The organism is Hyphomicrobium sp., assembly GCF_019753045.1.
In the GTDB taxonomy this organism is placed as follows: domain Bacteria; phylum Pseudomonadota; class Alphaproteobacteria; order Rhizobiales; family Hyphomicrobiaceae; genus Hyphomicrobium_B.
On the sequence record NZ_JAIELN010000035.1, the window covers coordinates 1 to 26,150 of the forward strand.

Annotated in this window: 14 protein-coding genes; 5 read left to right on the plus strand and 9 right to left on the minus strand. The window is 62.8% G+C overall.

Translation table 11 applies throughout. The features are described 5' to 3' along the window. The 5 genes from K2Q04_RS22065 to gcvA all read left to right on the plus strand — a co-directional run. Positions 1–257: lipoprotein (locus K2Q04_RS22065; protein WP_366935782.1), on the plus strand; the 257-nt coding region annotated here is incomplete at its 5' end. 81 nt (positions 258–338) lie between these two features. Then, on the plus strand, positions 339–1,610 hold the full coding sequence (lysA, locus tag K2Q04_RS22070) for a diaminopimelate decarboxylase (RefSeq protein ID WP_291167844.1): 1,272 nt from the start codon (positions 339–341) through the stop codon (positions 1,608–1,610). 205 nt (positions 1,611–1,815) lie between these two features. After that, positions 1,816–4,458 (plus strand): TIGR02302 family protein, encoded by a 2,643-nt coding sequence (locus tag K2Q04_RS22075; protein WP_291167847.1) that lies wholly within the window; start codon positions 1,816–1,818, stop codon positions 4,456–4,458. A 91-nt stretch (positions 4,459–4,549) separates the two neighbouring features. Next, complete coding sequence (locus K2Q04_RS22080) at positions 4,550–5,026, plus strand: DUF411 domain-containing protein (protein WP_291167850.1); 477 nt, start codon at positions 4,550–4,552, stop codon at positions 5,024–5,026. A 359-nt stretch (positions 5,027–5,385) separates the two neighbouring features. Continuing rightward, positions 5,386–6,339, plus strand: coding sequence for a transcriptional regulator GcvA (gene gcvA / locus K2Q04_RS22085; RefSeq protein ID WP_291167854.1), 954 nt, complete (start codon positions 5,386–5,388; stop codon positions 6,337–6,339). Here gcvA and K2Q04_RS22090 read toward each other — a convergent pair. The 9 genes from K2Q04_RS22090 to K2Q04_RS22130 form a co-directional block, all read right to left on the minus strand. Further along, positions 6,282–7,238, minus strand: coding sequence for a hypothetical protein (locus tag K2Q04_RS22090; RefSeq protein WP_291167857.1), 957 nt, complete (start codon positions 7,236–7,238; stop codon positions 6,282–6,284). The genes gcvA and K2Q04_RS22090 overlap by 58 nt on opposite strands. 66 nt (positions 7,239–7,304) lie before the next feature. Continuing rightward, a complete protein-coding gene (locus tag K2Q04_RS22095; protein WP_291167860.1) occupies positions 7,305–8,408 on the minus strand; it encodes a poly(3-hydroxybutyrate) depolymerase in 1,104 nt (367 codons plus the stop codon). Between the two features lie 43 nt (positions 8,409–8,451). Beyond that, the gene (locus tag K2Q04_RS22100; protein ID WP_291167862.1) at positions 8,452–9,324 is read right to left on the minus strand and encodes a methyltransferase domain-containing protein; all 873 of its coding nucleotides are present in this window, start codon (positions 9,322–9,324) and stop codon (positions 8,452–8,454) included. A 94-nt stretch (positions 9,325–9,418) separates the two neighbouring features. Beyond that, complete coding sequence (gene pbpC / locus K2Q04_RS22105; protein ID WP_291167865.1) at positions 9,419–11,533, minus strand: penicillin-binding protein 1C; 2,115 nt, start codon at positions 11,531–11,533, stop codon at positions 9,419–9,421. Positions 11,534–11,674: 141 nt separating this feature from the next. Beyond that, complete coding sequence (locus K2Q04_RS22110) at positions 11,675–17,038, minus strand: alpha-2-macroglobulin (RefSeq protein WP_291167868.1); 5,364 nt, start codon at positions 17,036–17,038, stop codon at positions 11,675–11,677. 395 nt (positions 17,039–17,433) lie between these two features. Further along, positions 17,434–18,006, minus strand: coding sequence for a hypothetical protein (locus K2Q04_RS22115; protein ID WP_291167870.1), 573 nt, complete (start codon positions 18,004–18,006; stop codon positions 17,434–17,436). A 160-nt stretch (positions 18,007–18,166) separates the two neighbouring features. Further along, positions 18,167–20,647, minus strand: coding sequence for a hypothetical protein (locus K2Q04_RS22120; RefSeq protein ID WP_291167873.1), 2,481 nt, complete (start codon positions 20,645–20,647; stop codon positions 18,167–18,169). Positions 20,648–20,733: 86 nt separating this feature from the next. After that, positions 20,734–23,256, minus strand: a complete 2,523-nt coding sequence (locus tag K2Q04_RS22125; protein ID WP_291167877.1) for a transglycosylase domain-containing protein — start codon at positions 23,254–23,256, stop codon at positions 20,734–20,736. A 722-nt stretch (positions 23,257–23,978) separates the two neighbouring features. Further along, positions 23,979–26,150: helicase HerA-like domain-containing protein (locus tag K2Q04_RS22130; RefSeq protein WP_291167889.1), on the minus strand; the 2,172-nt coding region annotated here is incomplete at its 5' end.

A 26,150-nucleotide genomic window follows, 5' to 3' on the forward strand; every position in this document is an offset into this window, starting at 1 on the left:
AGCGGGCCGAATGGTTTTGGAGTGTTTTTGGCATGGCCGTGCTCTCACGCAGCACGAAATCCTGGATCGCGGTGGCGCTGGTCGGCGCGGCTTGCGCCGGTTTTGCAGGCTGCGGTGTTAAAGGGCCCCTCGAGCCGCCGCCTGCCGCCAAGGCGGCTGGCGACGCGAAATCGCCCGATGCTCACGCCGCCGGCCAGAATTCAGACGCTCCGGCGAAACCGCACGAATCGTTCATTCTCGACCCGCTGTTACGGTAGCCGGTTCGCTCAGCCGGTTTTTGAGCCTTCCTCGTCTTTTCCGGTGACGCGGGTCATTCTCATCCGCTAGAAGCGCTTCCCATGCATCACTTTCAGTATAAGTCCGGCATCCTTCATGCCGAGGACGTGAGCCTCGCACGCATCGCGGCGGAGGTCGGGACGCCCTTCTATTGCTATTCGACCGCGACGCTCGTGCGCCACTACGAAGTTCTGGCGCGGGCGTTCAAAGGGCAGGACGCGCTCATTTGCTTTGCCGTCAAGGCGAACTCCAATCAGGCCGTACTCACGACGATGGGCCGCCTCGGCGCCGGCATGGACGTCGTCTCGGAAGGCGAACTCCGGCGTGCTCGTGCGGCGGGCGTTCCGGCGTCGAAGATCATTTTCGCGGGCGTCGGCAAGACGCGCGGTGAGATGGCGTATGCGCTCGAAGAAGGAATTCACGGCTTCAATGTCGAGAGCGAGCCGGAGCTTCATGCGCTGAGCGATGTCGCGACGGCGATTGGCCGTACCGCTTCAATCGCCATTCGCGTCAATCCCGACGTCGATGCCAAAACGCACGCGAAAATCTCGACGGGCAAAGCCGAAAACAAGTTCGGCGTACCCTACGAGGATGCGCGGCGTCTTTATGCGGAAGCCGCCAAGCTTCCGGGCATCAAGATCTCGGGCATCCATATGCACATCGGCAGCCAGATCACGGATCTCGCGCCGTTTCGCGATGCGTTTCGCTTGCTGGCGGATCTCGCGCGCGATCTCAAGGCCGACGGTATCGCGCTCGAGCATCTCGATATCGGTGGCGGTCTCGGCATCCCGTACCGGGGTGCGAACGACATTCCGCCGACACCCGATGAATACGCGGCGGTCGTCAAGGACACGCTCGGCGGTCTTGGCCTCAAACTCGTTCTCGAGCCGGGCCGCATGATCGTCGGAAACGCAGGCGTTCTGGTTACGCAGGTCGTCTACGTGAAGGAAGGGACCGACAAGACGTTCACGATCGTCGACGCGGCGATGAACGACCTGATCCGGCCGACGCTCTACGAGGCCTATCACGACGTCTGGCCGGTCAACGAAGCGTCCCTGGATTTGTCGCCGGTGCAGCAGGATATCGTCGGGCCGGTTTGCGAGACGGGCGATTTTCTTGCGGAAGACAGGGCGTTGCCTCCGGTCGCGCCGACGGATCTTCTCGCCGTCATGTCGGCGGGCGCGTATGGAGCGGCGATGTCGTCGACCTACAACAGTCGCCTGCTCATCCCGGAAGTGCTGGTCGATGGTGATCGCTATGCCGTCGTCCGGCCACGGCCGACCTACGACGATCTGATCGGGGCGGATCATCTGCCGCCGTGGCTCCAGGCCTAATTGTAGCGGCGCGGGTCGCCCCGGCGACGCTCTGGCTATGCCGCGCCTTCGGCGCACAAAAAGGCCGTAGAAAAGGCCGATAGGCGGGTCATTCGGCCTCTCATAGTTGCATTTTGTTAACGTGCGGGGTCAGAGGCCCGTGTTACCTTAGGCGCGCATGGTAGAGCCCCAGAACAGGGATCCCGGTCCCGATATTTCGCGGTCCTTGGCGCGGAAGGTACGTCTCAGCACGGTCGCGCTGTTTTTCGAGCGCCTTTGGCCGCGGCTCTGGCTCCTTATCGGCGTGGCGCTCGTGTTCGTCATGCTGTCGTTCCTCGGCATATGGCCCTACCTAGACCCGCTCCCTCATAAGATACTGCTGGTTGCCTTCGCGGCCGCTGCCGTCGCGGCTGTCGTTTACGCGGTTCGCATTCCCTGGCCGACGCGGGAAGACGCCATCCGGCGGATCGAGCGCCGTTCCAACGTTCCACACCGGCCCGCGACGTCGTACGAGGACACGCTGACGTCCGGCGCCCAGAATGCCACCACGTCGGCGATCTGGCAGGCGCATCGGGAACGTCTGGCGCGGGCGATTTCGCGTCTCCGGGTCGGGCGTCCGGCGCCCAGAACCGATCGCTTCGATCCCTGGGCCGTCCGCGGGCTTTTGCTCGTCATGTTCGTGCCGATTGCGGTTCTGGCGACGGGAAGCCTCAGTGATCGTCTGGCTGCCGCTTTCCGCTTCGGTGCCGGCGAGTCCGGACCTCCGGCGCGCGTCGATGCCTGGGTCACGCCGCCGCCATATACGGCGCTGCCGCCGGTGCTGCTGGCCGATGGCTCGCAGCAAAATGCCGACGACGCCAAGGACAGGATCAAATTTTTCGAGGTGCCCGATCGCAGCCTGCTGACGCTTCGGGGCGTCGGGTTCGGCTCGGATGGCGTCTCGCTTGAAGTCTTAACCGATGGCGCGACTGCGCCGGTCATAGTGCCTCCCGAAAACTCGAAGAAGGGCGATACCGCGAGCGTGTCGGAGACGCGCTACGAGATCCGCAAGTCGGCGCGCGTTCGCGCTCTGTCGGGAACGCGTGAGCTCGGGCTTTGGACATTCGACGTCATCCCCGATGCGCTGCCGAAGATCGCGTTGACCAAGGACATCACCGGCACGCCGCGCGGTTCGATGCGCGTTTTCTACAAGGCGGAAGACGATTACGGCCTTCAGAGCGCCGAAGTTAAAGTACGCAAGGCGCCGCCGAAGCCCGTGGACGCAACGAAGTCGTGGGCGCAGCCGCCCCCGCTCACGGGACCGCGGTTGCCGCTCGAACGTCCGCCAGTGCTCAGCCTCAAAATTCCGCGTCCGGGCGCAAAGACTGTCGATACGTCGGCGCTTCTCGATATCGGCGAGCATCCGTGGGCTGGTCAGCGCGTGCAGCTTTGGCTCGAGGCGACAGATGTCGGCGGGCAGGTCGGGCGCAGTGAGCCGATCGAAATCGCGCTGCCGTCGCGCCGCTTCAAAAATCCGCTGGCGAGGGCTTTGGTCGAGCAGCGGCGGTACCTAGCGGAGGACGCTCGCAACCGGCCGAAGGTCGTGCGTGCGCTCGATGCGCTGACCATGGAGCCGCAGGGCTTCATCACCGACGACGGCGTCTATCTCGGCCTCAGGGCGATCTATCATCGTCTCGACCGGCAGGAGACGCGCGCGGCGCTGAACGAGTCCATCGCTGAGCTTTGGCAGATCGCGCTCAAGGTCGAGGATGGTGCACTGTCGCAGGCGGAGCGCGCGCTCAAGGATGCGCAGGACCGTCTGTCGGATGCCATCGAAAAGGGCGACGACAAAGAAATCCAAGATGCGATGGCGGATCTGAAGAAACGCCTCAACGACTATCTCAACGAAATGCAGAAGAACGCGGAGAAGGAAAATCCCTCCGGCGATCAGCAGCAGGGTGATCGGAACCAAGAGCTCGGTCAGCAAGATCTCGACCAGATGATGAAGGATCTGGAGAAGAGCGCGCGGGAAGGTTCGCGCGATGACGCCGAGAAGATGCTTTCCGAGCTGCGCGAGTTGATGGACCGCCTGCAGGCGAGCAATTCGCCCGAGGCGCGCGCCCAGCAGCAGCGCGCTCAGCAGATGATGAAGAAGCTCAACGAGCTGAGCGATCTCACCGGCAAGCAACAGCAGCTGATGGACGACACGTACGGTCAGCAGCGGCGCCAGGAAGGACAAGGCGGCTCGCAGGAGGATCCGAACGGTCAGGGCTCACCGAAGACCGGTAAAGGCAAGCAGGGTCAGCAAGGCCAGAGTCGCCAGCAAGGCGGCCAGGGTGACATGGATGCGGATCAGGAGGGTGGCGGCCAGCAGGGCCAAGGCCAGCAGGGTTCGCAGGGCAAGTCCGCCGGACGGCAGCAGCAGGGCAAGGGCAGCCTGCAGGATCGTCAGGCGCAGCTTCGCAACGAACTCGACAAGCTGAAAAAAGATCTTGAGGAAATGGGTGCGGGTGATCCCGACAAGCTCGGCAACGCGCAGGATGCGATGGGCAGGGCCGAGGAAGCGCTGAAGCAAAACGATCTTGGCGAAGCTGCCGATCAGCAGGGGCAGGCGCTCGAGCAGATGCGTCAGAGCGCTCAGCAGATGGCCGAGCAGATGCAGAAGAATGCGCAGCAGCGTTTGGGCCGCGGCGGCAACTCTCCGCGCGATCCGATGGGCCGGCCGCAGCGCGCGCAGGGGCCTGATCTCGGCACGTCCGTGAAGGTGCCTGACGCGATCGACGCCCAGCGGGCGCGCGAAATCCTCGAAGAGCTCAGAAAGCGTTCGGGTGAGAGCCTCCGGCCGCAGGACGAACTCGAATACATCGACCGGCTGCTGAAGCGGTTCTAGCGTCTATCACCGTTTCATTGAAACGTTGAAAGACGCTCGGCATGTCACCGGCTCGCGTCGCGCCGAGCCTCAGTCTTCGGAGGGACCTGGAATGCAGCAAGCCAATCATTACGATCGACGCGCCGTACTCGGAGGCCTCGCGTTGGCGCTGTCGTCGCTGACGACTGGCGTCTCGGCGCAGTCAGCCCCCATCCTCAAGGTCTTCAAAGACCCCAACTGCCGATGCTGCAGCGCCTGGGTCGAACATTTGCGCAGCCATGGGTTAGAGGCGACCGTATCCGAGACTTCGGAAATGAAGGCCTTGAAAGCGCGTTTGGGTGTGCCGGCCGCGCTCTCGTCCTGCCACACAGCAGAGCTTTCGGGATATGTGATCGAGGGGCATGTGCCGGTTCACGCTATCCAACGGCTGCTGGCCGAGAAACCGGAGGCCATCGGACTCGCCGTTCCGGGAATGCCCGCTGGCTCACCGGGCATGGGTGGTGAACCAGAACCCTATGAGGTGGTGATCTTTACAAAAGATGGGCAGCGGTCGTTTGGCCGTTACAAAGCCGATCGCCCCATCGCATAGACCGTCATCCTCGGCCGAGCGCAGCGGAGCTGCGTCGATGGCTGGGGATCCAGCGTTAGACTTGTCGAAGACGCAGTGTCGTGCCTTCGGCACTTCTTACGCTGGATCCCCGAACGGCCTCGCGATGCTCGTCCGTTCGAGGATGACGAGAACTTCCGAGACACTACCGTTTCCACTGGTCGCCATCGTGCTGGCGACGATCCGGATAGAACAGCGTTTCTATCGTTTCGATCAGGTGTTCGATAACGCGCATCATGGCCGTTCTCCGATTTCGACGTTTGAGGGAACGGTGAGCCCGGCGGCCACGCGGGACAAACGGCATTGCTTTACAGGACGTGTAAGGAATTGTTACATCGGGCATGGTCCGCAGACTGCCCCCGCTCAATGCTCTGAAAGCGTTCGAAGCCGCCGCGCGGCTATCCAGCTTTTCGCGCGCGGCTGATGAGCTCAACGTCACGCACGCTGCGATCAGCCGTCATATCCGTACTCTCGAATCCGAATTCCGAACGCCGCTCTTCGAGCGGACGGGTCGCGGCGTGGCGCTGACGGAAGCCGGGCAATCGTTCGCTCAGGAGTTGACGAAGGGGTTCGATCTGATCGCTGCCGCGTCGAGCCGCTTCGCGCGTCCGTCGCGTCGACGCAAGCGCTTGGTCGTGACGTCGGATGTTTCGTTTGCCGCGCTCTGGCTGGTGCCGCGGCTCGGAAAGTTCACCGAGCTTCATCCGGGCATCGATATCGTTCTCGACCCAAGTCACCGGCTCGTCGATTTCGCCAAGGAAGATGTCGATATCGGCATCCGCTTCGGGGGCGGCGAATGGAGCGGCGTCGAGGCGCGGAAGCTCGTCGACGCAGGATTGATGCTCGTCTCCAGTCCGAAATTCCTGACGGATAATCCTCTCTCGGCTCCTGCCGATCTCGATGGCGGCCTTCTTATCCAGGAGACGGCGAAGGAGTGCTGGAACGCGTGGCTCGCGGCGGCGGGAATTTCCGGCCGCGTGGTGCCGTCGGGACCAACGCTCAATGGGGATCTTGCGCTAGCTGCGGCGGAGGCTGGACAAGGCTTCGCGCTCGCCGATCAGATTCAAGCTGGAGACGCGCTCCTCGCGAAGCGGCTGGTGCGGCCGTTCGATATCGTCGTGTCGCGGCAGGGCTACTATCTCGTTCGCCGCGCAGGAGCGAAAACTCCCGACGCCGCGGCTGTTTTCGAGACGTGGCTTGCCGCCGAGCTTCGGACGTTCGAAGCGACGCTCGCCGCTTACTTCGCTCCGGCAGTCTTCGGCACGAAACGCGTGAGGAAGCCGCCGATCACCTGATGGCTCGTCAGGCGAGCGCCCGCCCAGCCATTCGGGGGTTCTTCGCCGCTCCACCAGCGCGAGAACTGACGCCACATGTCGATCGGGTACCACGTGCCGTCACGGCCGGTGAGTGGACCCCAATAGTCGGACGATGTGAATTTGTATTCGACGAACACGGAGCCGGTTGGAAGCCGGAACTCGAGACCGAAGAGAGCCTGGCCGGCTGGGCCGGTGTATTGATATTCGTAGGTTCGCGACGGATCGGTCTTTGGATAAATTTCGGAATGCGGGAACGAGAGCCCGGCTCCCGCGCCGAGATACGGCGAAACAATTCCGAGTGACGGCAGACGGATCATGGCATTGAGCGTCAGCATGTTATGGCCATGCGTCCATTCAAGCTTTTTGAAATAGTCGCGCGGTTTCGCCGTGGGCGGCACCGGTTTGCCGTCAAACGTACCTTCGAAATTCGCCTCTTGGTCGAGCGGGGCGTAGACTTTCGAGTGCGTGAAGTCGAGCATGGAGCCGAAGCGGCCCGTGAACCAACGCTGGAGACGGACGCCGTAGTACAGCGGGTTTTCGAAAGGCAGCGTGTACCATTCGACGTTCTTGATCGTGAGATCCGTCACGCCTTTCTTCACGAGGTGAAAGTCGCTCGGGTAGTGATAGGGCGCGCCGAGGTAGGCGCCGAAATCGGTTTCGCGTCCGGGGGAGAGGGCCGTCGATATGGGAACGCCGTTCGAGGCTCTGGACGAAGCGTTGTCGCGATCGCTCGGCAACGTGGCCGCCATGACGAGGCATCCCATCGTCGCAACGGCCGCGGCGACCTCGAGCGTTCGTTTTATGCCGGATGAAATGCTCGGCGCTTGGGGCCACGATAGGGACACGAGGGGCGCAACGAGGCGTTCACGTGCGAGCATTCTGGAATTCCCCCCATTAGCCGCGCTGAAGCGGCGGCTTTCGTAGCGCTTGCTGGCTGCGAGCCTTTATGCGCCTCCGCCCGGCGCTTGCAAGGCATCGAGCATGCGGTTTACTGCGGCAATCTGCGGCGCGTCACGCGTAAGATACAGCGGGCCGGTATAACCCCACCAATCCCAACATCCTTGCGGGTTTATCGGAGAATCCGCGATTTGTGGAAAAAGCACGATGAACCGGTTCGTGTCCGCCCATCGCGCGAAGCCCGATTCCTTGACGAACGCATCGCCCACGGCTTCGCGATTCTGCGCGCAGCCGTGGAAGGCAATATGAACGCGGCAACCGGCAGTGACCTTGCACGACTTGGGGACGTAGACAACGCCGGTTTCGGCGAGTCCGGCGCTGTCGTCGCTCGGGAAGAACGGGCGTTGATCGAAATCAATGAACTCTCCGCCGGGCGTTGCAGCACGCGGCTCAAGGTTACCGTAGATGTGCTTCAGCAGGGCTCCTGCCTGATCATAATTGCAATTGTCGATGTACGGCGATGCGGACACTCCGCAGGCGTTGCCTTCGTTGTCCGTGATGAAGGCGTGACCCGCAGGCAGGTTCGAAACGAGATCGATGTTCGCTTGGGGCACGCCGAGTTTTTCGTAGAACGTCGCCGCGTGGCGGACGATCGACGGCGCGACGGTGCGGTCGGAGGTTCCGGTGAAGAGATAGACGCGATCATTCACGACATCGGCGATCGGATCGATTTCGCCTTTGTCGGCGCGCTCCTTGGCCTTCGCCGCAAGGTCTTGCGGGTCGGAGACGCCCCAAGCGCCCAGGAGATCGAGCATGCAGCCGTTGACGGCTTTTGAGAGATTGAGGAACGCCGTTCCCGCGCCCGGCATCGTGCCGGCGAAGACGCTCTCGGAGCAGCCGTACGGTCCGCCGGCGATGATGGCGGCACCGGCAACACGTTTTGCGTGCGCCATCTGGAATTGTCCGGCCATGTAGGCGCCCGATGAAATGCCAGAGACGGACGTTTCATCGATTTTGGCGCCGAGCGCGGGAAGTGGCCGGTCGGATGCCGCATTTTTCGCGGTCTCGTTGCAGCCGCCCGAGGTCAACGGAGCGGCGGTCATTGCGACCATCAGCGCAAATTTTCGGATCGCGGCGCGGTGGCGTCTCATGGTCGGTTCGAATTCCAAAATGTGCGATGGAAGAGAATAAGGCTTAGGACGTAATTGCGTTGTAGCTCAGGGCCCAATCCGACCCGACGTACCAGCACTCTGCACTATCGGCCGCCTGCTTCCAAACGAGACTTTTTACGCCCTCCCATCCGCCCCTTTTGAGGCTCCGATACAAATTTCTGATTTCCTCTTCGCTGGGTTCCGGTGTCAGCCCTTCTGCAAAAACGAACGAGACGGGGTAAGAGGATGACGCCGCATATCCATCCTCCAAGCGCGTTACCATTATCGTGACGCCGTTCAGCGATCGGCCGTGCGAGCGCGTCGTGCTGGGGACACCGAGAGGAAAGATGAGACGTCCGCCGGGCTTCAGATTTTCGATCCAAGGGTCGGCCGGGCGGGGGATCGCAAAATTCACATATACGATGTCGACTTCGTCCTTCGGCCAGTCGCAGCCGTTGGCGTGAACGACGTCTACGTTCCGGCGCTCGGAAAGATTTTCACGGGCTCTCGCGGCGCAATCGGCATCATATTCGACGGCAATGACGTGACCTTCGGGTCCGACAATCTCCGAAATGATGGCGGAGTAATATCCGGTGCCCGCGCCGATGTGAGCTACGCGATCGCCGGGACCCGCCGCGACTTCGTCAAGCCATCGGGCGTGCAAGGAAGGGCTGCCATTGTTGACGCCGCGTTCCTCGTCCAAGGCGATGACGACGTCCTGATAGACGAGGGCTGGATCGCCGTTATTGGCGTAGTTTTGGAGCGACCACGGCGTCAGAATATGCCACCGGCCGCGCCCGAGAAATTTTTCGCGAGGAACGTGGGCGAACGCGTCTTCGAGCCGCTTGTTGTCCCATACGTCAGCGAGCGCCAGCATTTGGCGCGCGAAAACACGACGCAACTCCGCGAGTTCCATTGCATGCTCCTGGCGAGGAACATTGCCAGCTCCGCGCCCATGTGCGGCGGGCGCTTGCCCCATACCGGGCTTTGCGCGCGTCTATGTGATCCGACTATCTTAGTCTGATAAGGGCCCGGTCGGTACGGCCATTGGCGTCGATCACCGTGAGCTTGGCGAAGCCTGCGCCCGCGGGCTGCCATACCGCTTCGCGTGTGTGGGCGTCCGATTCAATGGGCTTACCGTCGACGAGCCAGGTGAGCGGCAGTGCGCCTCCGTCGGCCTTGAGCACAAGGGGCTCGCCGTCGAGGTCGGTTTCGGCGATTTCGGATAGATCCGGCGGGAACGAGATCAGCACGGGCGGCTGGAGGTATTTGCCGCCGGCCGGGTCGTCGCCCGGGTCGCGCCAGCGTTTGAGTGGCGCTGGCAGATCGGCGTTCGTTCCGCGAATGACGTTGGCCGGGGCGCCCTGCAGTGGCACGCGGGGGCCGGGTACGCGCTCGAAGGCGTCGAACAGGATCGGAGCGGCGGCGCTTCGGCCCATCAAGCCCGGAATGCTCGAATTGTCCGGACGGCCGACCCAAACGGCAATCACGTAGCGGCCGTCGTAACCGATGGCCCAGGCGTCGCGGTAGCCGTAGGACGTTCCGGTCTTGTAGGCGAAGCGGCCGCCTTTGGCGTTGAGCGGGGGCGGGGCGTCTTTCAGAATGTCCGTCACATACCAGGCGGCGAGCGGCGACATCAAACGGTGGGCGTTGACGAGCGGCTTGACGTGCGTCGTCGCCCAGATCTTGCCGCGCTGATCATAGCGATGGGTCAGCATGATGCCGTCGCCGCCGCGCGCGAGGCCGGCATAAAGAGCCGTAAGCTCTTCGAGCGTCAGGCCGGTACCGCCGAGGGCCATGGCGAGCGTCGGTTCAGACTTATCGGGAAAGCGTGCCGTCACTCCGGCGCGGCGGAAGCGGCCGGCGAGCTTGCCGGGTCCGACGCGCGCGAGCACGCGCACAGCCGGTACGTTCAACGATTGCTCGAGCGCTTCGCGTATCGAGACGGTGCCGTGATAGCCCTCGTCGAAATTCTTCGGCGCGTAGTTTCCGAAGCGGACGGGGCGATCTTCGATGAGCGTTTGGGGATGCGCGAGGCCCGCTTCGAACGCGAGGCCATAAATGAAGGGCTTCAGCGTCGAGCCCGGCGAGCGCACCGCCGTCGCCATATCGACGGCACCGTGGCGCGTCCTATCCATGTAGTCGGCGGAGCCGACCTCGGCGAGGATTTCGCCGGTCTGGTGATCGGCGACGATGATCGCCGTCGAGACGTTGTCACCGATCGTCCGGGCGTGCTCCACCGCGAGGCGTTCGAGGTTGCCCTGAAGATTGCGTTCGAGCGTCAGCTTGATGACGTTCTCTGTGGGGCGCGCGGCAACTTCCGCCTCGGCGAGATGCGGCGCGAACATCGGGAAGGCGTAACGAATTGACGGTATGCGTTCGGCTTTTGCTCGTTCTGCTTCCGCGACCGTGATGACTTTCGCCGCAGCGGCGCGGGTCAGAACGCGATCACGCGCGCGGCGTGCGGCTTCCGGGTTCCTGTCGAGACGTCGCATTTCGGGTGATTGCGGAAGAGCGACGAGCAGCGCGCACTCTCCGAGGGAGAGGCGGCGCGGTTCCTTGCCGAAATAGGCGAGCGATGCGGCTCGGACGCCTTCGAGGTTGCCGCCGAACGGCGCCAGGCGAAGGTAGAGTTTCAGGATCTCGGTTTTCGATAACGCGCGTTCGAGTTCGATGGCGCGCGCCATCTGGCGGAGCTTGCCGCCTGCGGTGCGCTCATGCTTGCCGTCGAGGAGGCGTGCGACCTGCATCGTCAACGTCGAGCCGCCCGAGACGAGACGGCCGTGGCGCACCATCTGCAGGATGGCGCGCGCGACGGCTTTCGGATCGACGCCGTGGTGGCTGTAGAAGCGCTTGTCTTCAAATGCGAACAGCATCTTCAAGTAATGCTGATCGACATCCTTCGGATCGACCGGCAGCCGCCATTTGCCCTCGGTCGTGGTGAAGGCGCGTAGCAGGCGATCGTCGCGATCAACGACCGTTACGGATACGGCTTTCGCCTGTTCGAGCGGCAGCGGGCCGGCGTCGGCGAAGGCTTTGAGATATACGCCGTACGCGCCGCCTGCGGAGATGAACAGTGCAAGACCCATAGCCATCGTGGCGCGACGCCACGATATGCGAGGCATTGAAAAGCGCCGGAGGAGAGTGGCTGATGCTTGGGGCACAACCTGCTCATCACCCCCGCTCCGGCCCTCCCCCTTTTGGGGGGAGGATTGGAACAACGTGGACTTGATGCGTTTCGCGAAGAGCCCCAGCCTCACGTCGGATTACTCCTTTGCAGAGACTGTGAGCTGACCCGCGGCCGAGCGCGCATAACGCTCGGGGCGATACATGTCTTCGACGGTCGCCGCGGGATGCACGAAGATCCCAGGGTTCACGGCGCGGACGATGTAGGCGAGCGTCACCGTCACGGCTTGCGGCTTTTTCTGCGCCGTGCCGTCAGGCAGGACGAGCGAGTCATCGACCGGTGTTTCGACCGAGTTCTGATCGACCCCTTCGACCGAGCTGCCATTTTCGCCGTTCGAAGTATCGGACGATGTGCGCACGTTGGCGAAGTTGAATGCCGCCACGAAGCGATCGTCGCGGAATTCGGTGTGCTCGGGGTCGGCGGTCGATTTCAGCCACGAGAGGCCAGCGATTGCGCCGCTGTCGACGAGATGAGGATTCTCGATCTCGAAGCCGGCGGGCAGGCGGTCGACGACCATGACGCGGCCTGCCGGCTCGTCTGACGTGACCTTGACGGTGATGACGAAGCGATCGTTCTGCTTCACCGCGGCCTTGCCGCCGCTCAGGCTCGCCAGATCGACTTTCTTGCCGTCGAGCGCGTAGGCCTGACGTTCGATCTTGAAGCCTTTCGAAGCAGGCGGTTCCGGCGTCAGCGCGGCGCCGATGACGGAGATCACGGCATCAACGGCGGTGTCGCCGTTATTGGTGATCGTCAGCGTACCGTCCTTCAGCTCGGCCGGCTTCAGGCCTTTGAGCAGCGGGCCGTTGATCGGTTTGCCATCGATTGACAGCGTCGTCGCCTTCACCTCGTCGTTCAAGGCTTTCGCTGCGAGAAGCATCCATGCCTGTTCTTGCGTCGAGGTATAGCTGCGGGTCTCGTAGGCCTTGGCGATAACGGTTGCGAGCTTCGGCTGTGCGTCACGAGCGACGCCGGTTTCGGCGGCGAGCGTCACGAGTGCGGCGCCGTCGCGAAGCATCGAACCGTAGTCGCTGCGGTAGCCGGAATCCGGCTTATCCGGCATGGCTGCGAGAGCGGCTGCGAACACCCGCTCGGCGCGTTCCTTGTCGCCCATCATCGCCAACGCCGCACCGACTTGCGCTTTGGCGAGCGGCGTCGAGAAGCGTTCGATGCGCTCGTCTGCGTAGTAGCGGAGATCGCCGACGGGCGCTCGGCCGTTTCGAGCGAGAACGTAGAGCGCGTAGGCGCGATCTTCGCCGCCCTTCTCGAAGTCGGACGCGTAGGCGATGAAGTTCTGCAGTTTATCGAGGGCGCGATTGAAGCCCTCGCGTGGCACATCGTATTTCGCTTCCTTGGCGCGCGTCAGGAAGTCCGTGACGTAGGCGGTCAGCCAGAGGTCCGTCGAGGACGGTCCCCACACGCCGAAGGCGCCGGTCGAGTCCTGCATGTCGAAGACGCGGGCGATTGCGCCTTGTACGCGTTCCTTGAGGGCTTTGTCCTCGGCGAGGCCGATCTGCGCTGCGACCGCATTGGCGACGACGAGCGGCATCGCGCGCGACACCGTCTGCTCGGCGCAGCCGTAGGGATAACGGTCGAGCTGAGCCAGAAGTGTCGGCACGTCGAGACGCGCGGCCGGGCCGACGGAGAGGTTGATGCGCGTGCGCGACGGGATCAGATCTTGGGCCAGATCGCGCGTGACCTGCAACTTGCCGCCGGGCTTCAGCGACGAGATCGTCGTACGCTTGATATCGCCGGCAGGCGGCAGGACCACGAACGTCATCTCGCGTTTGACGCGAATATCGTTCGGGCCGGTGACGACAGCCTTGAGTGTCAGCGGACCGATATCGGCGGGTTTGAAGGCGATGCGCTGAAGCGTGCGTTCGCCGCCTTTCAGGTCCGCCGTCTTGTCGGCAATCTCGGTGAGCGTTTCGTTGGTGTCGTCGCCATCCTTTTTGGAAAGCGCGAGCTTGTAGGCCGCAGCGGGTCCATCGACGTTGTGGATGCTGAAGCCGAGGTTCACCTCGTCTCCGAGCGTCATGAAGCGCGGCACTGCGACGGTCAGCGCCACCGCGTCCCGCACGATCAGATCGCCGGACCCGTGGCCGACCTTGTCCTTGCTCCAGGCGACAGCCATCACGCGGACGGTGCCGTTGAAATCAGGAAGCTCGAAGTCGACGCTTGCGGTGCCGTCTTCCTTGACGCGTACAAGGCCGGAGAATAGCGACACGACTGTTTCGACCGTCGGGTTGCCCTGGAGGGCTGCTCCGCCGTCGCCGCCCGAGCGCAGCTTGCCGCGATCGGCGCGCATGCCGTCGATCAGCTTGCCGTAGAAGTCGCGGATTTCGAACGAGAGCTTCTGCTGCTCGGAGAAATATTTCTCAGGCGCCGGCGTTTCATAACGCGTCAGGTTGAGGATGCCGAGATCGACGGCCGCGACGACGACGCGCGCGTCTTCACCAGGCGACAGGCCTTCGACCTTCAGCGGCACCGTGAACGTGCTTCCGGATTTCACCTTTTCCGGAAGCGTCACGGCAACTTTCAGATGCTTGCCGCTCTGGTCGATCGGCAACCAGCGGACGCCAATGGCGCGGCTCGGCATGCGCTTCTGGCTCTCATCCATCGGGCGATAGAGAATAGCCGTCGCGTAGGCGCCGGGGCCCCATTCGTCGAAGATTGGGATTTCAACCTCGCCGCCGCCTTTGGCGATGTCGACTTCCTTCATCAGGTGGAGGCCGGTGCCGAGCACGGAGATCAGCGCCTTGCCGCCGAGTTTTGAAGCGATGCGCAGCTTCGCGGTCTCGCCGGATTTGTAGCTGTTCTTATCGAGCGCGACGTCGAGCTGCTCGGGGCTGTCGACGTTGTCGCCTGCCGTGTACCAGCCGGCATTGAAGAGCACGCTTGAAGCCGGGCCGTCGGCGTCGTTCGATGCGACGTCGAGGCGATAACGGCCCCACTGGATGGGCTGTGAAATTTTTGCGGCCCCATCGGCGGTGACGGTGAGCGCGCCGTTGCCGATCTTACGCTTCACTGTGACGGCTTCGTACGTCCACGATCCGTCGCGGCGATACCACTGCCAGTTCGTGTCGAGGCGCGTCAGCGTCCAGGTGAGATTGCTGTTCGCTTCAGGTTTGCCGTCAGCGCCCAGAAGCACGACGTTGAAATCGGCGTTCTGGCCTTCGGCCGCGGTGAAGTTCTCGAATAGCGGCTTGATGCCGATGCGCTCGAGCTTCAGGTCGACGGGGAGCGTGATGTTACGCTCGATCGTGCGGCCGCCATCCTCGCGGAGCTTGACGGTGATCGCGGCTTCGAGCGGCTTCGGCGTCTTCGGCATTTGCGGCAGGACGATCGGGATGGCGGCTTTGCCATCCTTGTCCATCGCAAGGCTCGCCTCGAGCGGCTGGCGCGCGGGGTTCACGAGTTCGTCGGCCTGTCCGAAGACATATCCGGCGAAGCCAGGCACGTCTTTGTTCGAGGCTTTGACGACGACTTCACCTTCGATGCCGAGGCCGGCAGCCGGCGGTCCGTAGAGGTAGCGGCCTTCGGCATTGATCGTTTGGTTTTCGTCGGGCGTCAGAGCCGGAATGGCGGCCGAGAGCGTCATGTCGAGGCGTTCGGGCACGAAGTCTTCGACGAGGAAGCTCTTCTCCGCGATGGCTTCGGCTTTGGGGTCCGTATAGAGCCGCAGACGCCACGTTCCGGTCATTGCGGCTTTGGCGAGCGGCACGGCGAGCGCGCGGCCGCCGAGGCCCTGATCGTTCATCACGAGGCGCGTCTGCTCGACGCCGTCGGGCCGGAAGAGCATCAGCGTCGTCGGTACGGCGGATGATTTGCCGAACTGGTCGCGAACGAGCGCGGTGACGTTCACTTCCTCGCCGCCGCGGTAGACGCCGCGTTCGGTGTAGACGTACGCGTCGACGGGACCAGACGGGTCGCGGCCTTGGACGCCGCGGTCAGACAGATCGAAGGCATTGAGCGTCAAGTCGAGGAAGGCGTATTCACCCTCGCCCTTCTGCGCGACGAGGATTGCGGGAGCGGCGCCGCCTTCGCCTTTCGTTATCGCGGCGTCGAACTTTGCATAGCCGCGATCATTGGTCGTCGCGGTTGCGAGCACTTCGTTGTTGCGAGCGATCAGCTTGACGGAGGTCCCAGCGACGGCCGTCGCTTCCGTCAGAGAGCGAACGAGCGCGTGAACGCCGTCGTTGCCGGTGAACGCGGTCAGGCCGAGGTCAGAGACGATGAACCACTGCGTCGCGCGCTCGTAGCTTTCTTCCTTCTGCTTCTCGGTCGGCTTCGCGACCATGACGTAGACGCCCGGCTCGAGCTTGCCTGTCGCGTCGGTGACGGGGACGGCGGTCGACACCTCTTCGTTGAGCTTCGACGTTATATCCATCTGGCCCTGGTAGACCTTGATGCCGGAACGATCGCGGATGTTGTCGACGTCGTAGCTCGAAAGCTGACGCTGCATGTCGCCGGACTGAAGCGTCGTCGCTAAGCTCCGGTCGCCGATGCGGTAGACCTCGACGTCGATCTTGCTCGTGTTGATCGTCGTGACAGGGATGCCTTGCTGTCCGCGTGACGGCAGTACGTAGGCCTTGCCACTGAAACGGACGAACGCGGAGCGATCCGGCACGTAGACGGCGATGTTCGCCGTCTTCAGCAGCGTCTCGCCGATGTCGGAGGGGAGGCCCGCGCGGATTTGCACTTCATAGCGCTCGCCGTGCTTCAGACCTTCGAGGCAAAGCTGCTTGCCTTCCTGGACGAGGTTCTGAGGATCTTTGCCGCCGACAGAGATGAACTTGGCGACGTCCGTCTGCGTGCGCGAAAGATCTTCCGAGAACTGGAGGCAGAGACGCGGGGGCGTCGCCTCGTTGTCGGTCTTGTAATCCGTCATGCGGAAGCCGTATTCGCCACGGAGGCGGTCATACATTTCGCGCGTGGTCTGATCGTCGGCGAGGGTTAGGCTGAGGCTCAGCGCGTCGATCGCCGGGCGCCAGTAGGAACGGGTTTCGAGTGTGCGGCCGAGTACATAAAGAGCGTGCGCTTTTTGCGCGTCGTCGGTCGCGCGCTGATAGCCGCGGTAGGCCGCGCCGGAAGCATAAATCGGCAAGTCGTAGCGTTCGCCGCCCTTGTCGGGATCGGGCTTGATCGCGAGCAGGGCTTCGGCAAGGCGCGTCCACGCGGCGGAATCTTTTTCATCGACGGCGACCGCGTTGGCGAGGGATCTCGACGCCGCCCTTGGGTCGGTTGCAAAAACTTTTTCCGCTTCGGATTTGAGCTCGGCGGGCGATTTGCCGTCCGGCTTCCAATTGGCCTTGAGATAGGTTTCGTAGCGTTTCGCGTCTGCCGCAATCCCTGCGTGCAGGAAGGGTTTCTCGGTGGCGCTGGCGCTCGAGAACGTGGCCAGTAAGAGAGCGAAAAACACTGCAAGGCGCGCGATGACGTGCATGGGGTGGCATCCTGTTTGAGTGCCGGGTTGAGTGCCTGGCGATCGGAGCTTCGCTCGGCACACGATTGGCGCCCGGAACTCAGCCCGGGCGGAGTATCGCTAATCGGCGAGTGTTTCAAAAGCCCAACAGGGGCCAAGGGCCGAAGCGCGGCGGCAAATTCAGAAATGCCGCCCATTGCGCGTTCTTGCGGCCTTTTTCTCCGGGTGCACGTGCAAAGACTATCACAGCGTGAAAAGGCGGGGATAAGTTGCGCGGGAAACGCGCAATAGCCCGGCCTCGGCCGTTGGCGGCGAGGCGCGGGCGCGCAAAAAAGCTTTGAGGATTTGTTAAACAATTCATCCTCGGGCCGGGCCCGAGGATGATAAGAAATTCGTGTACGTCGACGACCGTCGCGCTAGTGACGCGGATTGTGTGGCAGTGCGTCCGGCTCGGCCGATTGTACGGCAATGATCTCCGGCGCTACGCTCGCCGCGAGAGGCTTCAGCGGGCGGCCGCGCACCCACAATTTTTCGAAGGACGCGCTGGCGAATACGCCGGTGGCGGCATCGTCGGCATGATAGATTTCGAAAGCATCGCGCTTCGTCGGATCGCGGCGGAGGCAATCGCCGATCCAGACGCGGCTCTGACGAACGACGAGCTGTTCGTGCGCGGGGCCGAAGCTATGGTCGGCGAGAACGCGGAATTCGGCATGCGGGATGTCCAGCAACGATGTCGCCGCCGGTTCTTCGGCGTTCGTATCGCAAATCAGGATACGGACGCGAGTGTCGTCGATCCGCCCTTCAGACCACGCAGCGCACAGAGCGCGTGCGACCGGGCTGTCGGGATTGCGAACAAAAACAGTCAAGCACTTATGGTCTGCCGGGCCTTCTTCGCGGGGTGCCAGACCGTCCCCAATGAAGTCCTTGAGGCGTGCTTCCTTATCCGTTCGAGCTACCATCATGAGCCGCGAAGGTGAAGCGATGCGCATTTATGATTTCCTATCTTGAGCCGACTGAATTCGGTATTTCGAACTGCCCCCCGCTGGGCATTCGGCGGCCCCATTAAGCCAAGAAGAATGTTAAACAAGCGTTGCCGGTCGGTTCGATTTAAGGCGAACGTCGTTATCCTTTTTTCTTTCCAAGTCTTTTTCATTCTGCAGCCGGTGGTGCGATTCGACGGATAAGCGCTCTATCGCCTTCAGAAAGCTGTATTTCTTCTGCCGGCCCATGCAGTTGTTCCTCGTCAAGATGAGGCAGGGCATTTCCGCTCGCCGGGCCGCTATTCTCGCTCTCGACCTCGATCCAACGGCCGTCAAAACTGCTCATTGCGGCTTCGAGCGATGGTGGCATAACCGCCTCGCTCACCGGCACAGAAAATGTTGCGGTTTCGCGTTGCAACGTCACGCTGGCGCGGGGCTCGGCGGGCGTGGAAGCGTCTGCCGGCTTTTCGTTGCGGGGTTGATGGGCACGGGGGATCGTGACGACCGTCGCGTGCCGGAAATCGGGTAGGGGTGGCGGTGCGATGGGCGCCGTTTGAATGGTGTTGCTGTTAGCGGCCTTGACGGTGACGTCCGCCTCGGGATCGGGCTTCGGCGGCGCGCGGCGGACACGAGGCGCTTGCGGCGCGATCGCTGACGGAAGGGCCGGCTCGGGCCGATAGACTTCCGCATAGGGACCGAAGCGAGCGGCGTGCTCGGGATCAATCGCGAGGTTCGGGCGGGCGGGGCGAATGTTGTGCTCGAAATTCGGGGCGGTCATCGGCTCGTCGCGATCTTCATCGCGCGAAGCGGATGGGGCCGCTCGTTCCGGTGCTGGCGTTTCAGTGATTGACGGCGTTGACGGCGCATCGCGTTCGGCGGAACGGCCGATCGTGCCATCGCTTCTCGCGGCCCGGCGCGCGGCACCCATGACGGCGCCCAGGATGATGTCGGACCATGCACCGTTCGTGAACTTGTAGACGCGGAACGATTCCGAGCCCGCAAATTTCGACCCCTGGCGCTTCAGGCGCTTCTGGATGCTGCTCGTTATGGGCAGCATCGTGCGCTTGAAGATTTTTTCTTTTTCGAAGCTCGCGAAAAGGTTGGCAAGAAGCTGCGCTTCGACGCGCAGGTTTTCGCGTTCGGTCGGGTTCATGCGCGGCGGCGCATCGAGGGGAACGGCGACGTAGTAATCGCCATTCATGTCGAAGACGACATGACGGAACAGCTCGAAGTTTTCGCGGATCTGCTTGTCGCGATGAATGTCGTTGAAGCGCGAAAGGATCTCGATGACCGGGCCGCGCTCGGCAGCCTGCATTTTCGGAACGAGGCCGTCGAGGCGGCTGCCTGCACGCTGGCCCATTGAGACGAGGAACAGGCAGATATCGACGAAGAGGGCGACGGCGAGCGGGACGTAATCGCGCTTCGAAAGGCCTGCGACCTGATCGTCGACGAGGGATCGCGGCGCACGCGCATTGGCGTCGCCTGAATTCTCGACCGATTGCACGGCCTTCTTCTGCAATTCGCGGAGTTCGTCAGCGGACGGCGGCATCTTGAAGGACAGCAGTCCGTAGAACGTCGTGGTCAGGCGGCGGAAGGCTTCGATCGTCGCCTCCGGGCCTTCGACCGCTGCGATCTCCGGCTTCTGCAACTCGGGCAGCTGATCGATGGCCTTCACGACGCCGCGCAATGCCATCTGCAACTGCGGGTCGGGGCAGGAGACCGCACCATTCTTCCCCTCGCCGAAGGTCGTGCGTTCGGCGCGGTCGGCGAGGTCGGAGCGGATCTGGCGAAGCTGCGGATCGGTCCGGAAGGCGTTGAAGCCCGTCGCGGTCATGTCGAGCTTGCGGCCGAGCGCGCGCATGAATTCGTTACGCGTGCCTGTCTTCGGATCGAAGGTCGATGCATCTGCAGAGACGATTTTCGCGAGATCGCCGTTGAGCGCTCCCATGTCGGTTTTGACGGCGCCGATGCGGCCTTTGACGAAGTCGGAGGCAAACGAAAAGCGTTGCGCATCGTCTTCGCGCATTTTGCGGCGGGGGCCGTCGCCCGGCTTCGAATTCGGGCACGACGTTCCCTTCGTGCGCTCTAGCTCGGCTTTCTCGGTGGAGACCTGGGTCAGTTGAACCAGTGTCGCCTGCAACTGTTCGAGGCGGGTTTCCGCGCCATGCAGGGAATTCTGAACTTGCGATACCGCGCTTTCGGCCGAACGGGAGGCTTCGCCGCGGCTTTCGAGAACCTTCCAGTAGAAGCCGAAGCCGAACCCGATCGATATCAGCGAGAGGAATACGTAGCCCGCTGCATAGAAAAGCCTGGTAGTGAAGGGCAGCGGCCGGAAGAGCTGATCGAGAAGCCAGATGATCATCGTCATCAGCATCGCGACCGAGAAACCGACGATGATGCGGTGGACGAGCGGCAGATCGCCCATGTTGGCTTCGATCAGCTCGAGCATGCCGACGTAGGTTGCGACCCACGACAGCGTGCCGAGTCCGACGATCAAGATCGCGCGCTTCCAATCGCGCGGCGGCTTTTCCGGCGTGGCGTCGTCGCGCGTATCGGCGTAGAGGCGCATCGAGCCCGTCCCGCGCCCGAATTCAGGACCATCCAGGTTCATCACCGCCAACCCATCCCAAGTGAGAGGCGGAGACTCCACGCGCAGTCCGCGTTTTTAATGTCGCAACTGCGGCTCGCTGATGTTCGAGTGCTGGCGGATTTTCAGCGAGAGGATGAACGGTTTGTTCAGCGTTCGTTGGCTGTGAGGGTGCGGAGCTGAGCGTCCGATGGTGAGCCGTCGCGCGCGATCGTCCCTTCGGACGCGAGCGTTCGCTGAGCGCCGCGAAGACTTGCAACGGGTGTCGATGCGGGCCGGCGAGGCGGTAGTAAATTCCGGCGCGGGTTCGCTTTGGCGTGATCGGCGAGGTCGCGGAGAAGGACATCGAGAAGGGGGGCAGCAATTTGAGCCGAATGCAGATCGCGCGCCCACGGTTTCGAGGCCGTGCCGGTGCCGACGAGGACGACGTAGGAATAGGCGGCGCCGTTCGCGAACTGCAGTCCACCGGATGCCCAGGCATCGACGGTGGCGTTCGGATCGAGCGAAACGGACGTTCCGGTCTTGGCGAAATGGAGCCGCAGGTCGCCGCGGCGGCGGGCGCACCATTGGCTGAGGCTTTTCAGGGTGCCGTACGATTGGCCGCCGGTCTGATAGCAGAGCGGCGCTTCGAGTAGAGACCGAATGATCCACACCGCGCCCGGCCGGATGAGCGACTTCGGGATGACGGCGGGGCGCGCTTCCGCGGCGATGCCGGCGCCGCCTTCGCCTTTCTGCGTGTAGTCATAAGCGGCAATCAATGTCGGCGGCCGGACCGGCTTCGTGCCGCGTCCGATCAGCGATGCCAAGATCACGCTCGACATGAACTGCACGCGCTGGGGCGCCCCGGCGATCTGTCCAAGAACGACGGCCGTCGAGGGTGGTGTTCCGCCCAACTCCGCGGCGGGTGGCATCGTGAAGCCGAAGCCGTCGATCAGCCGTTTGATCGGCGCTTGTCCGAGTTGAGCGCCGCGTGTGATCAGCGGCGCATTGAGTGAACATGCGAAAGCGACGACGGCTTTGCGGTTACCGTTGCTTCCGCCCTTGGCGCACGTGTCGAGGCCCTGCGCCGGTGCTTGCGGATCGGCGTAGAGGCTCTCCGCCGTGTCGCGTCCCTGATTGGCGAGCGCCACAGCCAGGATCATCTTGCCTGTCGACGCCACCTGACGGCTTTCGCGCGTGGAATCATAGAGCCCGTTATCGGCGCGGCGTGCTGGCAGCGAGCCGAAGTACGCGGCCGTCTCTCCGGCTTCGTAGTAGCGCACGATGTTGCCGTCGGCATCAGCCGCGACCACGATGACGTTGGGCAGCGCCTTGTCGGCCGTCACCTTTTTGGGATCGAGCGTATAGGCTGGGTCGATGCGCGACGTCCATTTCGTGTCGAGCTCGGCGAGGGCGCTGTCGATCTTTTCGCGGAAGGCGAGGTTTTCGCCGATGTCGAACGTTGTCGTCACGCCGCGAACGTAATCGCGCCAGCCGAAGCCGTAGCTCTGTTTCATTTCCTCGCGGATGCCGAAGCGGGCAGCCGGAAGAAGCAGGTTGGCGCGGATCGTCGGATTGGCTTCGGCGCGTTTCACTTGTTCCGGCGCGAACCGTTCGAGAGCCGCTTCGAGCTTCGGCTTCACCTTTGGATCGGGTGGGCCGCCGGCGAGCTCCATCAACTCGAAGACGACCTTTTTCTGTTCGGCTTCGTCGGTGATGAGCTTCTCGGCGCAGGTGCGGGCGCGGACTTCCGTAATGTAGCGCCACCGATCGAGGCGGACGGCATTCAGCCGGTCGTTGCCTTCGAGCAGGATGATCGGCTTGTTGACAGCGGAGGCGAGCACGAATTGCTCGGCCGTCGAGAGATCCTTCGCTTCCTTGCCGAATACGACCTGGCTCGTCACTTCGACGCCGTGGAGCGGTTGGCCGCCCGTGCGCTGGGCAAGCCAGATGTGGTTCGCCGCCCACTGCTTCAGAAGCGTGTCGTCGCCACCGCGGGTCAACTCGCGATAGATCACCGGCGCGAGCCACCATTCGCCGAGCTTGCGCCGCAGTTTCGTGATGCCGCCCTCATCGGGACTTGGCGGAGTTTTGTAGATTACGCGCGCGAACTGCATCGGCAGCGTCGAGCCACCGACGCCGAGGCTTGGGCGGTGTGCCGCGATCGAACGGGTGATCGTCGTCAGCGGAATTTTCAGAACGCCGATGAGGTCGATGCCGAATGGATTGAGCGGGCCGCCAAGGTAGCGGTCTTCCTGAAACGAGAGGCAGCGCCAATACTGCTCGGGTACCTCGCGCACGGGGATCGATTTGTGGTCGGGGTTCGCCACGTAGTCGCCGAGCGCGATGGCGCTGTCGGTGTAGTTCACATCGCGCAGGCTATCGAGGCGCGGGTCGAACGTGCCGACGAAGCTTCCCTTGGGGTCGTAGATCGCCGTCGCCAGCCATCGCTCGGCGTCGTAGCCGAGCCTGTCATGCATCGAAAGCTCGCCGATGTAGCCGCGTATCGGTGCAGCGACGTAAACGAGGAGGATCGCAAAGAGAACGTAGAGGAATGCCGCCGTGAAGACGTGCCGGAGCGGACCGAGCTTCGGATTGAACGCGACCGTCATCATGAGCCAGCGCACAATCGCGCGCGGCACCCAGAGACAGAACTCCGCGAAAGCGGTCAGATGCCGCAGTAAACGTAACATCGCTGTCGCAAAGCCGGGCTAATGCCATCGCCGAGATGGGCGGCGGCTGAGTATTAGACGCTAGTCGAGCTTTGAGGCGTCAAGTCAGCGAAGGCTTGTCGGCTTCCGTTCGGAGTTACGGCAAATATACGGCGCGCGCAGGCGGCGATGCCGCCAACGCGAAAGCAGCTTGGATCTCTCAGCGAAAAGCAGGAAGTCCGGAAGCCTAGAAATTATTCATCAGTATAAAAAGGCCGACGCCGACTGCAGGACCAACGAGCGCTGCAACGACCACCATGACGAAAGGTTTCGCCACCATAACACTTTACCCCGCACTGAACCCTTGAGTTCGCTCCACTGTTACTCGCGGCCCTAAAAAGATGATGTTTCGACCGGTTTGCCCCCTCGGTCTCGACACCTCATTCCGCTAAAAGGAGCCGCCCCCAATCAGCGAAGCCAGCCAAAACCCCTCTAGCCAGCGTCCTTGAAGGATACAGCTTTGCAAAAAAACTTGACAGGGGTTGCAAGGCGTTTGACCGGCGGATCGTAGAAACCGGATCACACAAAAAGCATTGTGGCAACAGTAGAAAGAACGACTTTCGGCTAGCCGCAAAAAGTTATAATAAGTTTATATATTTCAAACGCTTAGTCGTTCAGAATAATTCATCGGCTCCGTCCGGTGCCGCAACTGCTGGCACCGCATCATCACGGATTATGTCGGGGTTTGAAACGCGAATTGAACATTACCGGAGGTCGAAAAGGCGAAGCTGCCTCTCGTCGGTGCCTCTCGTTTCAGCAGCCAATTGCTCGATCCGGTCGAAGGGGACCTGCTCGGCGGCGATCAGTGAACGCTGTGCCTTCATCGGCCTTACGAGGCCTTCCTGAACGAGATGGAACTCGCCGACCGTTTGGCCCGGAAGCGCGACCGTCGGGTCGAGGCCCGACTCGGATTGGAAGGCGGCTTTCAGCTTGCGCAGCGCCGTGTCTTCGCGGACGCGGCCGATGAACCAGCTCGTTATCTGATCGCGGCTCTTGTAATCGAGGTCGCCCGGCGACTGGGTTGCGAGCATCATGCCGAGGCCGGCCGAACGGGCGCGCTTCAGCAAGCTCTGCAGCGGCTCGGCGGTCGCGGGCTTAGAGTTCGCGGGAATATAAAGGTCGGCTTCGTCGAACATGACGACGGCCTGCAGTTCGTCGTTCGGGTTGCGCTGACAGAAGCGGAGCGCCTCCGACAGGAACTGCGAAACCCAGAACAGGATGTTCTCGTTGTCGCCGAGGAAGCCCGTGTAAATGACCGACAGGCGCGTGCGGTTCGGCCTTTGATACTTGCCGAGGCCCAGCAGGCTGTCCATGCGCAGGCTTTCGCCGCCGCCTTCGAAAAGAGCGGCGTTGCGGAGACGGAGCGAGTCGAGCTGAGCGACGAGATCGCGGCGAAGTTTACCCGACGGGTCCATGCGCTGCGTCTGGTCGGTGAGTTCTGGGTGCTCATCCTCGAGGAGATGGATCAGGTCGGCGAGCGTCACTTCGTTCGTCGATAGCGATCCGAGGATGCGCAACGCGACGGCGAGAACGCCCGACTGCTTCTGGTGCGTTGCCGAGTTCTTCAGATGAAGCATCTCGCCGAGCGCCGCGGCCGACAGATTGGCCAAGAGCTGCTGCTCGTGATCGGGCAATTCGTTGATGCCGTTCGGCAGCAGCGTGATCGAGATCGGACGGCCCGAAGCGCGGCCCGGCGTATAGACGGCGACGTCAATGGCGTCTGCCAGCTTTTCGCGTTCGGCGCGCCGTTCGGCCGACTCGTTCTCGTTCGAACGCCAGACATCGGGGTTCGCATAGCTCGCGAGATCGCCTTTGCGATCGATCAGGACGGCGGGAACGCCGCGCAGGAGAAGCTGCTCGATCAACGACAATGCGAGGGTCGTTTTACCGGAGCCCGAGCCGCCGAGGAACGCCGCGTGGCGCTTCAGCACGCTCTTGTTCATCGTGACAGCGCGACCGCGATTGCCCTTTTCGCCGCCCGCTAGAATGCTGGCGCCGTAACTGCCGTTTTCGTCGAGAATGACCGACATCGGCAGGTCGTCGTCATTTGCCGGGACGCCGTTGTCGCCTTCAGCCGTTTCGGCGCCGTGCGCCTGCTCGGCGGAAATCGCGTCGAAACCATCGAGCGTCGATTGCGGATCGTCCATGCTCTTGGCGACAAGGCGCGGAACCGGACGCCCGAGCAGATCGAGGCGCAAGAGGTGAATGATCGAAATGAGGCTCGACAGCGGTTTCGTGCCTTCGAGCCACTGCGTCATGCCCGCGTCGTTGCGGTGATGGGCGGTGAACTCGCGAACGGTCATCATGCGTTCCCACTCGGGGATCGGCACGAGGAGCTGGCGGCCGCCGCCGTCGCGGAACTTGCGGAATGCCTGCGCGGTCTGGTTCTTCTTGTTCGGCGGGAAGTCGCTGGCGCGGAGCATGAAGCAGGGCTTGCCCTGCATCGCGGTCAACACCTTGTCGAGCTGGCGTTTCAATCCGCCGCCCTGGGTCGGGCGATTGCAGAGGAACACGCGCACGTCGTTGGCGAAGCCCGTGCGATGGCGAACGGTCAGATCGAATGCCGGAAGGTCGTCGCCAAGCTCGAGCCGCTTTACGGTCACTTCGATCGAACGGCCCCATTCGTCGCGCGCGAGCAGAAGGGCGGCAGACAAGACGTCGACCAGCTCCTGATCGTCGGCCGGCATCTCGGCTTCGCTTTCGTTGGCGAAGCGTTCCCACATCTCGCGGAACTGCACGGCCGAGAGCGAAGACGGCGCGTCGTCGTCGGGATTGCCGAAGCCGACCGCCTGGCCAAGGGCCTGAGCCAGCGTCGAGATGAATGACGGTCTCTCCGGCTCGGGATCACGCTCATCGCCTTCGGTCGACGTCGCCTC